This window comes from Arthrobacter psychrochitiniphilus (genome assembly GCF_003185915.1).
Lineage (GTDB): Bacteria > Actinomycetota > Actinomycetes > Actinomycetales > Micrococcaceae > Specibacter > Specibacter psychrochitiniphilus.
This window is the reverse complement of sequence record NZ_QHLZ01000001.1, coordinates 703729-718120: the sequence shown is the minus strand read 5'-3', so window position 1 is coordinate 718120 and position 14392 is coordinate 703729. Positions and strand designations below refer to the sequence as shown.

Genomic DNA, 14392 nt, shown 5'->3' with positions numbered 1-14392 from the left:
AAAATGACCGGCACCGCCGCGCTGCGTGCGGGCATGAAAAGTGCCCCCGCCGGGGATCGAACCCGGATCTGCCCTTTAGGAGAGGGCTGTCTTATCCATTGGACTACAGAGGCGCGTCCCCAAGCCTAGCGGAACAGGTAGTCAAGCAAAAAACGGCGGTGTTCAGCTGGCGGCCGGAGTGACTTTTTTCTTGCGTCCCAGGAACAATGCCAGGCCAATGGCGAGAAGCGTTGCAATGAGCAGCATCCATGACGCCGTGACCAGTCCCGAAGCCAGCGTGACGGCTCCTGGATCGAGTTTCTGGGCGGCCATCATTGAATCCACAGCGGCATTGGCCCACAAGGAAATCGCGGCAAAAGCCAACGGCAGCACCCAGAGTGCCCACCGCAGCGGGCGCTTGGCCACATTCGAGGCGATCATGGTCAGCGCTGTGATGGCGAACAGCAGCGGGAACAAGGTTCCGGCAGTTTTGCCAACATAGTTCAGTTGTCCCAGGGCATCGGCGTCCATGGCAAGGCGCAACGCCTCAACATGGGCCATGTCAAAACCGAACACAAAGGACTGCGGCATGGCCAGTCCACCGGAGAGGTCCTTCATCTGGTTCAGCGTCAACAGATGGAAGTAGGCAAACAGGAACAAGCTGGCCACGGAACTGGCAATCAGGAACAGATTGACGTTTCCCTGCGCTTTTTGCGGAGTCCGTCTGGTGCTGTTGTTGATGACCGGTACGGTGGAAGGGGTAGCAGCCGTGCCATGCTTGGCAGCACGCTGGGCGGGAGTTTTAGCCATGATGTCATTATCGCCTAGATTAGGCTTGCCCCATGGCACTTCTTGAGAGCTCCGCGCTCAGCGACAGCGAATTGGCGGCGAAAATCCTCCGTGAGGCCGCGTCCTTGGCTTTCTCCATCCGCGCGCAAGGACGCACCGAGCTGCGGGCCGGGATGCTGTGCAAGGGCGAGATTTCCAACTTTGCCACGGCCGCGGATCTCGCTGCCGAGAATCACATCTTCAACGCCCTGCGCGCCGCCCGAGCCGACGATTCGATTGTGGGCGAGGAAGGCGCCGGACATGTTGGCAGTTCCGGACGCTGCTGGGTTATTGACCCCGTGGATGGCACGTATAACTTCGCCAGCGGCTCCTCCTATTGGTGCACGGCGCTGGCCTTGGTGCTCCCGGACCTCATCTCGCCCGCTGGTTCCCCTGCTGATTGCCACCCTGAAAGTTCGACGCCGGACCCGCTCACCACTGCGGAGGTGCTGCTGGGGGGTGTGTTCCAGCACGAGGAAAACAAGTTGTGGCTGGGCGGGACCACTGTAGAGACGTCGTTGAATGGGGAGAGAATAGTCCTGGATCCGCAGGCGAGCCTGGCAGAGTTGTCCGCCGCAACCTACATCCACCCCAGTTGGTTGGCGCAGCCCCGGGCAGCCGTGCCGTGGCAGCGCGCCGCAGAACTGCCCGCAACATTGCGCATGTTGGGTGCTGGCTCCTGCGATCTGGCCCGGGTGGCCCAGGGAGAGTTGGGTGTGTGGTTCCAGCACAGCGTCCCGCCCTGGGACTGGCTCCCCGGCAAAGGCATCGTTGAAGCCGCCGGTGGGGCCACAGCCGTGGTGCGGGTCAATGGGCTGGACTGGTTCGTTGCAGGTCCGCCGGGGCCGGTGGCCGAACTTTCCCAGGCGCTGCAAGGCGGAGCCATCGCGCACTGAGTCCGGTTAGGCGCACTTGAGCCCCGCCCCGCCTGAGGCCGAAACGCCCCGCTACCCGTCTAAGCGCACATGAGCCCCACCGCGCACCCCAGCACCCACTGCTTTTTTCGGGTGTGCAGGGGATTGTCAGTGGGGCCAACTAGACTAGATGGCACCATGGATATGTTGTTTGACCCTTACCCCCAAAAGCCCAAGCCGACGCGTAGCCCAGGCGCTGGCCTCCCTGCGTGGGCGCCCTTTGAGCAGGAAGACCCCGGCGCTGACATGCCGGAGTTCGCGGGAGCAGGCACCGGCCCGGCCTGGGAACATCAGGAAGCCGTCGCGCCACGGCAGTGGCCTGATCCAGATGAACTGCTGCAAGGTATGAACCCGCAGCAGGAAGCCGCCGTGATCCACACCGGCGGTCCGCTGCTCATAGTTGCCGGGGCGGGCTCGGGAAAAACGCGTGTGCTCAGCCACCGCATTGCTTACTTGCTGGCCACGGGCCAGGCGCATCCGGGTCAGATCCTGGCCATCACGTTCACGAACAAGGCTGCAGCGGAAATGCGTGAACGCATTGAGGCGCTGATCGGTGATGCCGCGAAGAGCATGTGGATTTCCACGTTCCACTCCTCGTGCGTGCGGATTTTGCGGCGCGAGGCCAAGGTCATTGGGCTGAACTCGAATTTCTCCATCTATGACTCCGCCGATTCACTGCGCTTGATCACCTTGGTGACCAAGGGGCTGGATCTGGATCCCAAGAAGTTCGCACCCAAAGCCATCATGCATAAGATTTCGGCTCTGAAAAACGATCTCATCGATGAAGAAGAGAACGCGCTCAGCACCAACTTCAACGAGCCTTTCGCCGCCGCCGTTGCCGAGGTCTACAAGGGCTATGCCTCACGCCTGCGCCAGGCCAACGCCATGGACTTTGACGATCTGATTGCTCAGACCGTGTACATGTTCCGTGCCTTCCCCGGCGTTGCCGAATATTACCGGCGGCGTTTCCGCCACGTTTTGGTGGACGAGTACCAGGACACCAACCACGCCCAATATGCGTTGGTCCGTGAAATTGTTGGCCCTGACGACGGCGGTCCCGCTGGCATTGCCCCAGCCCAACTGACGGTTGTGGGTGATTCTGACCAGTCCATTTATGCCTTCCGTGGTGCTGACATCCGCAATATTGTGGAGTTTGAACAGGACTATCCCAACGCGGACACCATCAAGTTGGAGCAGAACTACCGCTCCACCCAAAATATTCTCAGCGCCGCCAACGCCGTGATTTCCCGCAACCCCAACCGGCGCGAAAAGCGCCTGTGGACGGCTGAGGGAGACGGTGAAAAGATCATTGGCTACGTGGCCGAGTCCGAACACGAAGAAGCCCGCTTCATCGCCAAGGAAATTGACAGGCTCCAGGATGAGACGGATCTGCGTCCCGGCGATGTGGCAATTTTCTACCGTACCAACGCCCAATCCCGTGCCATTGAGGACATCCTGGTTCGGGTGGGGCTGCCCTACCGAGTGGTGGGCGGCACGCGCTTTTATGAGCGCAAGGAGATCAAGGACGCCCTCGCCTATCTGCGGGCCCTGGTCAACCCGGACGACGACGTTAACTTGCGCAGGATTCTCAACGAACCCAAGCGCGGGATCGGGGACCGGGCCGAAGGAGCCGTAGCGGCCCTGGCCGAAAGGGAAAGAGTCTCCTTCTCCGTTGCCATGGCGCGTGCCGAGGAGGCGCCCGGAATTGCCTCACGGTCGCTGAACGCTGTTAACGCCTTTGCGAAGATGATGGGGGATTTGAGCGAAGTCGCTTCAACCTCCACCCCTGCCACTGCACTAGAGGCGGTACTGGAACAGACCGGCTACCTCGAAGCGCTGCGCACCTCAACTGATCCGCAGGACGAGTCGCGGGTGGAAAACCTGGCCGAGCTGGTCGCCGTCGTGCGGGAATTTAGCACTGACAACCCAGAAGGTACCCTCGGAGAATTTCTTGAGCAGGTCTCTCTGGTGGCGGACGCCGATCAAATTCCTGATGCGCCCGGTGGTTCCGAGGCGGAGGCGGCAGCGGCTGTGGCCGAGGCCAAGCGGTTGGGGGTAGTGACCTTGATGACGTTGCACACCGCCAAGGGACTGGAATTCCCGGTGGTGTTCCTGACGGGCCTAGAACATGGGTTGTTCCCGCATTCACGCTCTGCCACGGACCCCAAGGAACTTGCCGAAGAACGCCGGCTGGCCTATGTGGGCCTGACTCGTGCCCGGAAACGGCTGTACATCACCCGCTCTGAAGTGCGCAGCATGTGGGGTCAAAGCCAATACAACCCCGCCAGCCAGTTCATTGAGGAAATCCCGGAGGACCTTATCCAATGGAAGCGTGAAGGTACTGCGCGCATGGCACCGGTGGCCGGAAACTTTGGCACCAGCCGCTATTCAGGGTCCTCCTGGGGGGCAGGAACCTCCGTGGGTGGCCGCGATTCAGGGGTTCTGCCACCGAGCATTTCTGCCCGCACGGCGGCAGGGCGTGTGCAGCCACAAAAGGAAGTCGTCTCGGTCAGTGTGGGAGACAAAGTCAACCACACCGCATTTGGCAATGGCGTGGTGCTGGAAATCAGTGGTGCCGGTGACAAGATGGTGGCCAAAGTGCGCTTTGAGATAGGGGAGAAGCGGCTACTGCTCAGATATGCCCCTCTTGTCAAAGAGGATTAGAAGTCAAAGAGGACTAGCCCCGGCAGACTCGCCACTGCGATGCGGCTAGACTGCCGGTGCGCGAGTTGCTCAGGTCCAGGACCAGGTTGCCTGCACCGAGGAGTACACGTCCAAACGGTCTGCTTCCGAAACGGTGGGGCTGAAGGAGAACGTGAGGATGTACGTCTGTTTCTTGTAGTTGAAATAGAACTGCTCGGTCTGGTAGTCACCTTGGTCATTGGGGAACACTGACGACAAATGGACCGACTCCGATCCTGCGATGGTGGTCCGATTACGCACCTTCACGTCCTTGGCTCCGACGTTTTCGAGTTCCTTGGCTCCTTGAGACTCGACTATTGCGGCAGGGACTTCCCCAGCGGGTGAAAGAACCACGTTGACGTTGTCGGCGAAACCATCCGTGTCACGCATATTTGCGGCAAACGTGTCGATGCCCGCTGGAGCGGGCGTGTCTTCTGGAACAGCCCACCCTTGCGGAATAACGTAGCTGTAGCCTTTTCCTTCGATCGTGATGCCTGCCGCCGGTTTAACCGCTGCAGGAGTTGCCGGTGCCGTTGAGCGTTCCAGCGTCTGCGCGGAGATTGGTGTGGGCTGCGACGATTTAGTTGTCGAGGATGCTGAACACCCCACCAAGGCAAGGGAAAGAGCAAGGGTAAGGCCAGAGAATTTCATGAGTTGAGACATGTTGAAAGATTATGCAGGAGCTCTCGGCACTGCAAACTAGCAGCTTCTTATTTTCATTGCACGTCTTAGTGTTGGAGAAATAGCCAGCGTCTGCGCGGGGGGCCTAAGCGAAACCGGTACCCGGTTGGGCTGCCGGTGCCGGATACGGCAAACTTATCCCATGGTCTTATCCCTCCATCGTGCTTCACGCGTTGCGGCCCTCTTACTGGCAGCAGCTGCCGGAGCTGTGCTCGCCGGCTGCAGCATCACTGTGCCGGATCCGCCCCCTGTCCCCACCTTGAATGCAGGTCCCACTGATCCGCCCAGTTACTTGGAACGGCTCAAGGCTGCCCCCGTTGTGCAGCCCACTGACGGGGTGACAAGTACTGCACTGCCACAGTTTATTAGCGATTCACGTAACATAGCCTGCGTCTTTACCACCTCTCAAGGTGGGAATCTGAACCAGCCGTGGGAGCCCAACAACTATGGTGACAGGGCCAATGGGGCGGCCCCCATCATTCCTGTGACCAACTGCCTCATGGTCAGCTACCCGCAGCCTGCCCCCGCGGATATTGCAGATAACTGCGCCGGGACCAACCTCGGCTATCTAGGTGGCACCGCGTTGTTATTCCCGGACCGGGCTCTCTATGGGGGCTGCCGGGCAGGGGTCACGGCCATGGAAGCCGCCTTCGGGGTGGACGGGACACCGAACCCGGATATGGACGCAATTCCTGTTCTGGCCTCCGGCATGGCCATGGAATCGCAGGGATACCGCTGTGCTCCTTTGGATAACGGCGTGGCTTGCGCCAACTTGGCAGACGGGATTGGATTCTTCATAGCTTCCGGCAAATATGAAATCTTTGGGCCTGACACCCAGGCAAGCTCCACCCCCACTGCCTCCTAGCACCTACCGTTTCACCCGCACATTCTCGAGGTGCGCCCTGGGTGAGCGGAAGAACTTACCGAACATGCCGTCGTCGTGCGTCCAAAGGCCCTGATTGTGAGGCGAATAACGGCTCGCAACGGTGGTCACGACGCAAAATATGTGCTTTCCCTGTGAGACTGTAATGTGTGGAAGGGGTCAACGCCCCCACAAAATCACTACTTCGACGTAGAAGGACACAAACCCGTGGACCTGTTTGAATACCAGGCGCGCGACATGTTTGAGGCTCACGGCGTTCCCGTGTTGGCCGGCATCGTGGCGCACACCCCTGAAGAAGCAAGGGCAGCAGCCGAGAAGATTGGCGGCGTCACCGTCGTCAAGGCACAGGTAAAGGTTGGTGGCCGCGGTAAGGCTGGCGGCGTCAAGGTTGCCAAGAATGCTGACGAAGCATTCGCGTACGCCACTGACATTCTCGGCATGGACATCAAGGGCCACACCGTTAACACGGTCATGATCGCCCAGGGTGCAGACATCGCCGAGGAGTTCTACTTCTCAGTGCTGCTGGACCGCGCCAACCGCAACTACTTGGCCATGTGCTCGGTGGAAGGCGGCGTGGAGATCGAAGTCCTAGCCGTTGAACGCCCCGAGGCTCTGGCACGCGTTGCGGTGGACCCCGCCGTGGGCATCGACGCCGCGAAAGCTGACGAGATCGTCGCCGCAGCAGGCTTCAACGCCGAGCTGGCCCCGAAGGTTGCCGCCGTCATCATCAAGCTGTGGGACGTTTTCAAGAACGAAGACGCCACCTTGGTTGAGGTCAACCCGCTGGTTCGCACCGGCGCTGGTGACATTGTTGCGCTGGATGGCAAGGTCTCCATCGATGAAAACGCCGAATTCCGCAACCCGCACCACGCCGCCCTCGAGGACGCAGCTGCTGCTGACCCGCTGGAAGCCAAGGCCAAGGCTGCGAACCTGAACTACGTCAAGCTCGACGGCGAAGTGGGTGTCATCGGAAACGGTGCCGGCTTGGTCATGTCCACGCTGGATGTTGTTGCTTACGCTGGTGAAAACCACGGCAACGTCAAGCCCGCCAACTTCCTGGACATTGGCGGTGGAGCATCCGCAGAGGTCATGGCCGCTGGTTTGGACGTCATCCTCAATGACCCCCAGGTCAAGAGCGTGTTTGTGAACGTCTTCGGTGGCATCACCGCGTGTGACGCTGTTGCCAAGGGCATTGTTGGCGCACTCGCCGAGCTCGGCTCGGCTGCGAACAAGCCTCTCGTTGTCCGTCTCGACGGCAACAATGTTGAAGAAGGCCGCCGCATCCTCAACGAAGCCAACCACCCGTTGGTCACACTGGCCGCCACGATGGACGAGGGCGCCGACAAGGCTGCCGAGCTCGCCAACGCTGCAAAGTAGAGGTTTAGAAAACTTATGTCTATCTTCTTGAATAAAGATTCCAAGGTCATCGTCCAGGGCATCACCGGCGGCGAAGGCACCAAGCACACCGCCCTGATGCTCAAGGCTGGCACCCAGATTGTTGGCGGCGTCAACGCACGCAAGGCTGGCACCAAGGTTGTTCACGGCGAGGTTGAACTCCCCGTGTTCGGCACCGTTGCAGAAGCTGTTGCCGAAACCGGCGCAGACGTCTCCATCGTGTTCGTCCCCCCGGCATTCACCAAGGATGCCGTTGTTGAAGCTATTGAAGCCGGCGTGCCGCTGGTAGTTGTCATCACCGAAGGCGTGCCGGTTCAGGACTCCGCCGAGTTCTGGGCACTGGCTCAGTCCAAGGTTGACGCTGACGGCAACCAGGTCACCCGCATCATCGGGCCGAACTGCCCCGGCATCATCACCCCCGGTGAAGCACTGGTTGGCATCACCCCGAACAACATCACCCAGAAGGGCCCCATCGGCTTGGTCTCCAAGTCCGGTACCCTGACCTACCAGATGATGTTCGAACTGCGCGATCTGGGCTTCTCCACCGCGATCGGCATTGGTGGCGACCCCGTCATCGGCACCACGCACATTGACGCTCTTGCCGCGTTCGAGGCCGACCCCGAGACTCTCGCTATTGTGATGATCGGTGAAATTGGTGGCGACGCTGAAGAGCGCGCAGCCGAATACATCAAGGCTCATGTCACCAAGCCCGTTGTTGGCTACGTGGCTGGCTTCACCGCACCCGAGGGCAAGACCATGGGCCACGCTGGCGCCATTGTCTCCGGCTCCGCGGGCACGGCTCAGGCCAAGAAGGAAGCCCTCGAGGCTGCCGGCGTGAAGGTCGGCAAGACTCCTTCCGAAACCGCAACCCTGCTGCGCGAAGTTTACGCAGCTCTGTAATTCTTCTGGGCGCTTCGGCGCTGACAGTTCTTCTGTGCTCAGAGGCGCGGCCATTTCCACCGATTCGGTGGTGTGGCCGCGCTTTTTTGTTTTCCTGATCGGATGAACGACGGCGGACGCCAGGTTGCGCTGTTCCCCGTGCCGCTGCGCTGGAGTTCCTTGTGCAAGGGTTACTCCTGCAGAGGTTCCTGCACAGGGGTTCCTCCACAGGGGGCCATGGGGACAGGTTCTGCACACTTTGAGGCTTGGGGGTGGCTCGCGGCTGCCGGTTTCGCAACGATTGAGCCATGAATAATTTCGCCGATGATCTGTGGGGTTTCCCTTCCAGTGCTTCGCCCTGGTGGGAAACCGTTGATATCGCGGTCCGGGCCAAACGCCCGGGCCGTGTTCCCCCTGATGGCGAGACGCAAGTCGGTGGGGTGCATCTGCCGGCCGGGTCCAGCATTCGGCCCGAGCAATATGAGTACACCCGCTGTGATGGCAGTAAGGGCGTGAGCGCCCTGCTGCCGCACATTGGCTGGTACAGCGACACGGATTGGGACAGCACGTTGGTTTCGTGGGTGGGCCTTGCACGTGCGTTTTCACAGACCGGGCTGTGGCCGGTGGTGGGAGGTCCCGGCAACCGCTGTGCCGAGCCGCGGATCATCAAAAGGAGCTGGCCCCGGAGCCGCACCCACAAGGACGAAGCAGCCAACGTGCTGCAGGATTGCTGGGATGGGAGGGCCGTGGTTGCCCGGGAAACTGGCGAACCGCTGCCCGAGAACCGTCCGCCTTTCCCCGGGGTGCCGGTGGGAAAAATACTGACGAACAATGTGGAAAAGGTCCCGCTTGCGGGGTGGAGCAATTGGAACCCCGGCTGTGCCAGCCCGCAGGCGGGGCTGTTGCTGGTTCCTGCGATGCGGCCTGCGGACGTGCCGCAATTGGTGGGATGGGCAGGGCCGGGCAACTACTCACTCGGGGGACACGAGATCTCCGCCGTGCTCCGGTCGTGGGAGGAACGGTTTGGGGCAGTGCTGTATCAACTGGGGCCAACCACCCTGGCGTTGCGGGTTGCTCGGCCGCCAACCACTCTTGCTGACGCGACGGTGCTGATGGAGGAGCACTACCTTCTGTGTGTAGACAACTTTGGCTCCCAAAGTTGGGAGCCACCCACCAGCCGCGACGACTACGCAAAGAGACTGATCAACGCCCCCGTATGGGATTTCTGGTGGGACTGACGGCCGGGTGATAGGAAGCGGGAAGCCGGAAGCTGGCAAGCGTGTTGCCGTGTTTGGGCTATTCGGTCGTCGCTGCGGCGTTGGCCGGCGCCACAGCGTGGAGTTGGGGGTGGTTCCTGCACTAGGAGTGCCAGCTCGGGCAACTGGGGGCCCTCATCCAGAGCGCACTCGAGTGCTTCGTTGTAGACCGGACGGGCGGGATGACGCAGCGGAGGTCGTAGTTAAGATTGGAGGCCGGTGCACCGGCCTCCAATCTTAACTACGGCCTCCGGGCGCTTCCGGTGTGCCGACTGATCCGTGTGCCGACTGTGCCGAGTGTGGGCGGCTATGCTTCCGGCGGGACCATGGGCAGACCTTCGGCCTCCCAGCCGCTCATGCCGCCCACCAGGGTGTCGGCGTTGAATCCAAGCGCGGTCAGTGCTTCGGCGACGCGGCCGCTGCGTCCGCCACCGTGACAAACGGCAATGATGCGGCGGGACTTGTCCAGCTCTGCGGCGCGTGCCACGATCTCACCGGAGGGAATGTGCACGGCGTCCTCGATCATGCCCGTGGAGAGTTCGGCAACTTCGCGGACGTCGATGATCTGCACGTCGGGATCGGCGGTCAGAATATCCGCGGTAGTGACTTCCTGCATGGGTGCTCCTAAAGGTGAGGCGGGCGCGGCGCCAAGTTCCGGCGTCGTGCATGGGACTTGCACCTCCATACTAGAGGCGAAGTCGGGCCAGCTCCTGGGAACAGGGAGGCGCGGAGGCAGCTGTTAAGTTCGGCTGCCTGTGCACCTAGCTCCATTGTTAACTACTGCATCCCAGCCCGTTTCTGGTGCCGGGTCCGCCTCCCGTTACGCTGAGAGATGTGAACGCACCTCTTGCACCTCAGGCCCGGACTGTTGAAATCGAAGACCTAGAGCGGTTTGACGCGCTCGTTGCCGGCGGCGCCAAGAACATGCACGGCTGGCATTTTCAGTCCGTGGACCTGCGCCAGCGCTCGGGCGTGCTGGTGGAGCTGCACGCATCAGGCGCCATTTTCATGGGCTGCACTTTCAAAAACGGTGTTGAGGACTTGCTGCGGGGGCGTGGTGCCCTGATCTTTCCCGCCTTGCCGCATCTGCCCTTCAACCCCTATCGCGGACATCTGTATTCGGGCGTTGAACTTTTCGAGGGCATTGCTACCGGCGAATATGAGAGCGTTCCTGACGCCGCTATTTACCATTGGAGCCTGCAAACGCGGCCGGCCCTGAACTCAACGCTTGCCACGGCCATGCACGACCACGCCATCACCGACGCGCTGGATGATTTTCTGGACCAGCTTCCACATCCAGTAGTGGGTGTCATGGGTGGGCACGCGGCGGCGCGGGGGAGTGAACAGTACGCCCAGGCGGCCAAGTTGGGGTGGGCCTTGACCCAGTCCGGGTTCCTGGTTGCGACCGGTGGTGGTCCCGGGGCCATGGAAGGCGCCAATTTGGGGGCCTACCTCTCCACGTACGACGCCGAGACCCTAGAGCGTGCCCTGCTCACTCTGGGTGAGGTCCCCGGCTTCCGTCCCTCGGTCACAAAGTGGGCGAGGGCTGCGTTCAAAGTGGTGGAGGCGTATCCGGAGGGGGCGCCAAGTCTGGGCATCCCCACCTGGTTCTACGGGCATGAACCGCCCAACATCTTTGCCAGCAAAATTGCCAAGTACTTCACGAACGCCCTGCGCGAAGCCATCCTGCTAGAGCGTTCCCGTGGCGGCACTGTGTTCCTGCCGGGCGCGGCAGGAACCGTCCAGGAAGTTTTCCAAGATGCCTGCGAGAACTATTATGCGGCTGAGGGGGCGGTGGCTCCGATGGTTCTGGTAGGCCGAAAATACTGGGAAGTTGAGGTTCCTGTTATGCCGTTGCTGACGACGCTGGCACAAGGGCGGCCCATGGAAGACTTCCTGTTCCTGGTGGATTCGGTGGAGGAAGCCTGTGCAGTGCTGGCGGGTTAGCTAGCCGACGACCGCGCCGAACAACAGACCGAGCAGGTAGGTGGCGGCGGCAGCGCCCATGCCGATGCCCAGCTGTCGTAATCCGCGCCACAGCGGTGAAGCTCCCGAAAGCAGTCCAACAACGCCGCCGGTGCCCAGCAAAGCCACACCAACCAGAACACACGCCAACACGAGCGCGCCTACACCAGTCATGCCAAAGACGAACGGCAGGATCGGAATGATGGCACCCGAGGCGAAGAAACAGAAGCTCGAGGATGCGGCGCCCCAGGCTGTGCCTAGAGTTTCGTGGTCATCGGTGGTCTCAAAGTTCTCTGGTCTCAGTGACAGGCTCGGATCGCAGTCGCAGCTGAAGTGTCCCATGCGTTCGGCAGCACGATGTTCGGCGGCCTCGCGGGACATTCCCCGTGCCAGATAGACCAGTACTAGTTCATTGTTTTCAAGATCCAAAGACGGCGCCGCCAACAGGGTGACCTGGGTGGGCTGCGAAGCGTCCAACAGTTCCCGCTGCGACCGTACGGAAACATATTCCCCCGCGCCCATCGACAAAGCTCCGGCGAGAAGTCCGGCAATGCCGCTAAACAGCACCACCTGACTGCCAACCCCCGTCGCCGCCATGCCCATAACGAGGGAAAGGTTGCTGACCAGCCCGTCATTAGCGCCGAAGACGGCCGCTCTGAAGGAGCCGGCGAGACTGTTGCGCCCACTTGCAGATAGGCCGCGAATGACTTCTTCGTGAATTGATTCGTCGGCCGCCATGGCCTCCGTGGCGTCGGCGTCAGTGGCGTAAGGGGACCTGGACTCCGAGCGCTGTGCCAAGGCGAGCACAAACACCGAACCAAACCGGCGCGCCAGCAAGCCTAAAAGCTGGTTGCGCAGCGAGGGACGGATAGCTGGCTCGGCGTGCTCGCCCAGTAAATCCAGCCAGTGCTGTTCATGGCGACGCTCCGCTTCAGCCAAGGCCATGAGAATGGCGTATTCGTCGCCCTCTCGGCGTTTGGCAAGGTCCCGGTAGACAGCAGCTTCGGCACGTTCATCAGCCAAATATTGCCGCCAGCGCTTAATCTGCGCTGGGGTGGGAATCCGTGCGGGCATGGTGAAGCTCCTCTAGGTCAGCCAACACTGTAGCCTGTATTCCCGCGAAATTCCGGCCGGTATCCCTAGCAAGAAGGTTTCGGGGCACCGGAATTAGCGCATAAAAATGACAAATAACAGTGCCTAGAAAGTACTTGACGTAACGGAAAGTACTTGCGTATGGTTGAGTCAACGCTTCAAGCCAACAGCACCAGGAAAACCTCGGGAGAGACCATGACGAATAACGGCTCGCAGGCCAAGTCCACCTTTAATAGCACCCGCTACATGGGGTTAGGCTTCGCGATGGGCATGCTGTGCATGATTGCGTTGTTCGTTGCCGGACTCATCAAGGCCAATGCCGGAATGGTGGTCATGGCGGCAAGCATGGCTGCCGTGCTCGGGGCAACATGGGGTTCCACCGTGGTGGCAATGAAGAAGAAGGCTGCCAAGGAGAATGCGGCAGCCTAATTCAGCTGCTCGGTAAAATCTGCTTGGTGGAATCTGCTTGATATTCGGCGTCCAGGTGGGAGCCCACCTTGGCGCCGATTGCTACCCGAGGCAACTTCTACTGCGAACTCGACGCATGGTGAAAGTGGATGTTCGCTATGGGCAACGTGGGACGCCAACCGGGAGCAGAACCAACGAAGAATGGGCAAGCGGTGGAACCAGCCCCCGGCCGAGGGGACTATTCATCCGGCCATGCTTCTGAGAAAAAGCCATGCTCCCGAACTGGATCAGTAGGCGGAAAGTCGGAAACCCACATGACGCCCGGCACGCGCGCCCGTCTGGGCAACCGTGATAACTAGGGTGCCGATCTCCGGGATCCAGCGTGCAGGCCGAACAGCCTGCGTCAGCGCCGAAACCAGCTGGGAGGGCTCCGCCGAGTAGTAGGCGCGGTGGCCTGACGGGGTCAGGAACGTGACGGCCCCCAGGTTCACATCAACTGCAGGAAGCACTGAGATTCCCTGTGGGCGGGTGACTGCCGAGGCATTTTTGGTGCGCGTTATGGTTGAAAAAGTCATGAGTGGACTCCTCGAATGCTCTTGCCAACGGAGCTTTTCCACTGGCCGCTTCCTCATCCGAACCACCCGTGAAGCATGGGGTTGGCGTGCGACCAGTCGGAGCTTGGCGTCGCATCTCTTGAAGCTGGCTCAAGACTACTGCTTAAGCAGAACTGCGGCGGGTGGTTGCGTAATGTTACGCAACCACCTGCCGCTGCAGGCCTAAACGGCCTGGCTTGCTGCCCAGCGATCGCTGCAGGCAGCCACAATGGCAATGGCGTCCTCGAGTCCGCCCCACCCCAAAACCTGTGTCTGTGTGTCCGTCTGAAAGTCCTTGTAATGGTTGAAATGGTGTTCGATTTGCTGCTTCAGACGCGAAGGAACATCATCGATGGAACGAATGGCGCCGCCGGAGTCACGGTCGTCCACCGGGACGGTGAGAATTTTGTAGTCCATGTCCTCCCCGTCGCGGAAGTTCAGCAGGCCCAAGATCCTTGCATGGACAACTAGCCCCGTCACCAGCGGCTCACGGGTGATGCACAGAATATCGAGTTCATCGCCGTCCTCATCCAAGGTCTGTGGAATGAAACCATAGTTGACAGGCTTGGCGAAGATGCCCGGATCTACCCGGTCAAGATGGAACAGGCCAGTGGTGCGGTCCCATTCGATCTTGTGGCTGGAACCATGCGGGATGTCGATGACGCCGGTGAGAAGTCCTTGCTGATAGTCGCCGCAGCTTAGAAGCTTGTTGTAGTCAGGCATGGAAAGTTCCTCTCACCCGGATGGCCCGGAGCTTGTCCTTGCCGCAGGGCCTGCCGTCCTGGTGATGGAGGCTGCCCGCTACTTGTTGACCGTTGCTGGTAGCCGCTTCTGCGC

The 14392-nt window shown here is 60.7% G+C and carries 14 protein-coding genes, 1 tRNA gene and 1 riboswitch; of the genes, 8 read left to right on the top strand and 7 right to left on the bottom strand.

Translation table 11 applies throughout. The annotated features are described in order from the left end of the window. Positions 1 to 41: 41 nt before the first annotated feature. Together CVS29_RS03070 and CVS29_RS03065 are read right to left on the bottom strand one after the other, a co-directional pair. Positions 42 to 113: transfer RNA gene (locus CVS29_RS03070), tRNA-Arg, on the bottom strand. 49 nt (positions 114 to 162) lie between these two features. After that, entirely contained in the window at positions 163 to 789 is a 627-nt protein-coding gene (locus CVS29_RS03065) for a hypothetical protein (RefSeq protein ID WP_110104820.1), read from the bottom strand. A gap of 32 nt (positions 790 to 821) precedes the next feature. Here CVS29_RS03065 and CVS29_RS03060 point away from each other — a divergent pair, with 32 nt between their 5' ends. Together CVS29_RS03060 and pcrA are read left to right on the top strand one after the other, a co-directional pair. Beyond that, positions 822 to 1703 carry an inositol monophosphatase family protein gene (locus CVS29_RS03060; RefSeq protein WP_110104819.1) on the top strand — a complete coding sequence of 294 codons (882 nt, stop codon included), beginning with the start codon at positions 822 to 824 and terminating at the stop codon, positions 1701 to 1703. Positions 1704 to 1865: 162 nt separating this feature from the next. Further along, on the top strand, positions 1866 to 4385 hold the full coding sequence (pcrA, locus tag CVS29_RS03055) for a DNA helicase PcrA (RefSeq protein WP_373366712.1): 2520 nt from the start codon (positions 1866 to 1868) through the stop codon (positions 4383 to 4385). A 69-nt stretch (positions 4386 to 4454) separates the two neighbouring features. Here the strand turns inward: pcrA and CVS29_RS03050 are convergent, their stop codons facing one another. Then, the gene (locus tag CVS29_RS03050) at positions 4455 to 5066 is read right to left on the bottom strand and encodes a hypothetical protein (protein ID WP_110104818.1); all 612 of its coding nucleotides are present in this window, start codon (positions 5064 to 5066) and stop codon (positions 4455 to 4457) included. A gap of 160 nt (positions 5067 to 5226) precedes the next feature. Here CVS29_RS03050 and CVS29_RS03045 point away from each other — a divergent pair, with 160 nt between their 5' ends. The 4 genes from CVS29_RS03045 (at position 5227) to CVS29_RS03030 (ending at position 9479) form a co-directional block, all read left to right on the top strand. After that, positions 5227 to 5949, top strand: coding sequence for a hypothetical protein (locus CVS29_RS03045; protein WP_110104817.1), 723 nt, complete (start codon positions 5227 to 5229; stop codon positions 5947 to 5949). Positions 5950 to 6174: 225 nt separating this feature from the next. Next, the gene (gene sucC / locus CVS29_RS03040) at positions 6175 to 7344 is read left to right on the top strand and encodes an ADP-forming succinate--CoA ligase subunit beta (RefSeq protein WP_110104816.1); all 1170 of its coding nucleotides are present in this window, start codon (positions 6175 to 6177) and stop codon (positions 7342 to 7344) included. A gap of 15 nt (positions 7345 to 7359) precedes the next feature. Continuing rightward, the gene (gene sucD, locus CVS29_RS03035) at positions 7360 to 8262 is read left to right on the top strand and encodes a succinate--CoA ligase subunit alpha (protein WP_110104815.1); all 903 of its coding nucleotides are present in this window, start codon (positions 7360 to 7362) and stop codon (positions 8260 to 8262) included. A 287-nt stretch (positions 8263 to 8549) separates the two neighbouring features. Beyond that, the gene (locus tag CVS29_RS03030; RefSeq protein WP_110104814.1) at positions 8550 to 9479 is read left to right on the top strand and encodes a DUF4253 domain-containing protein; all 930 of its coding nucleotides are present in this window, start codon (positions 8550 to 8552) and stop codon (positions 9477 to 9479) included. A gap of 325 nt (positions 9480 to 9804) precedes the next feature. Here CVS29_RS03030 and CVS29_RS03025 read toward each other — a convergent pair whose 3' ends face one another. Beyond that, positions 9805 to 10113 carry a rhodanese-like domain-containing protein gene (locus tag CVS29_RS03025; protein WP_110104813.1) on the bottom strand — a complete coding sequence of 103 codons (309 nt, stop codon included), beginning with the start codon at positions 10111 to 10113 and terminating at the stop codon, positions 9805 to 9807. 218 nt (positions 10114 to 10331) lie between these two features. On the opposite strand from CVS29_RS03025, the gene CVS29_RS03020 reads away from it, so the two are divergent. Next, positions 10332 to 11444 (top strand): LOG family protein, encoded by a 1113-nt coding sequence (locus CVS29_RS03020; RefSeq protein WP_110104812.1) that lies wholly within the window; start codon positions 10332 to 10334, stop codon positions 11442 to 11444. Here CVS29_RS03020 and CVS29_RS03015 read toward each other — a convergent pair whose 3' ends face one another. Further along, the gene (locus tag CVS29_RS03015) at positions 11445 to 12536 is read right to left on the bottom strand and encodes a VIT1/CCC1 transporter family protein (protein ID WP_110104811.1); all 1092 of its coding nucleotides are present in this window, start codon (positions 12534 to 12536) and stop codon (positions 11445 to 11447) included. Positions 12537 to 12695: 159 nt separating this feature from the next. Between CVS29_RS03015 and CVS29_RS03010 the strand changes: the two genes are divergently transcribed. Beyond that, a complete protein-coding gene (locus tag CVS29_RS03010) occupies positions 12696 to 12983 on the top strand; it encodes a hypothetical protein (RefSeq protein ID WP_110104810.1) in 288 nt (95 codons plus the stop codon). A gap of 266 nt (positions 12984 to 13249) precedes the next feature. Here the strand turns inward: CVS29_RS03010 and CVS29_RS03005 are convergent, their stop codons facing one another. Next, a complete protein-coding gene (locus CVS29_RS03005; protein WP_110104809.1) occupies positions 13250 to 13537 on the bottom strand; it encodes a hypothetical protein in 288 nt (95 codons plus the stop codon). A 12-nt stretch (positions 13538 to 13549) separates the two neighbouring features. Then, positions 13550 to 13661, bottom strand: a riboswitch (SAM riboswitch). Between the two features lie 77 nt (positions 13662 to 13738). After that, positions 13739 to 14278, bottom strand: a complete 540-nt coding sequence (locus CVS29_RS03000) for an inorganic diphosphatase (RefSeq protein ID WP_110104808.1) — start codon at positions 14276 to 14278, stop codon at positions 13739 to 13741. Positions 14279 to 14392: the final 114 nt, after the last annotated feature.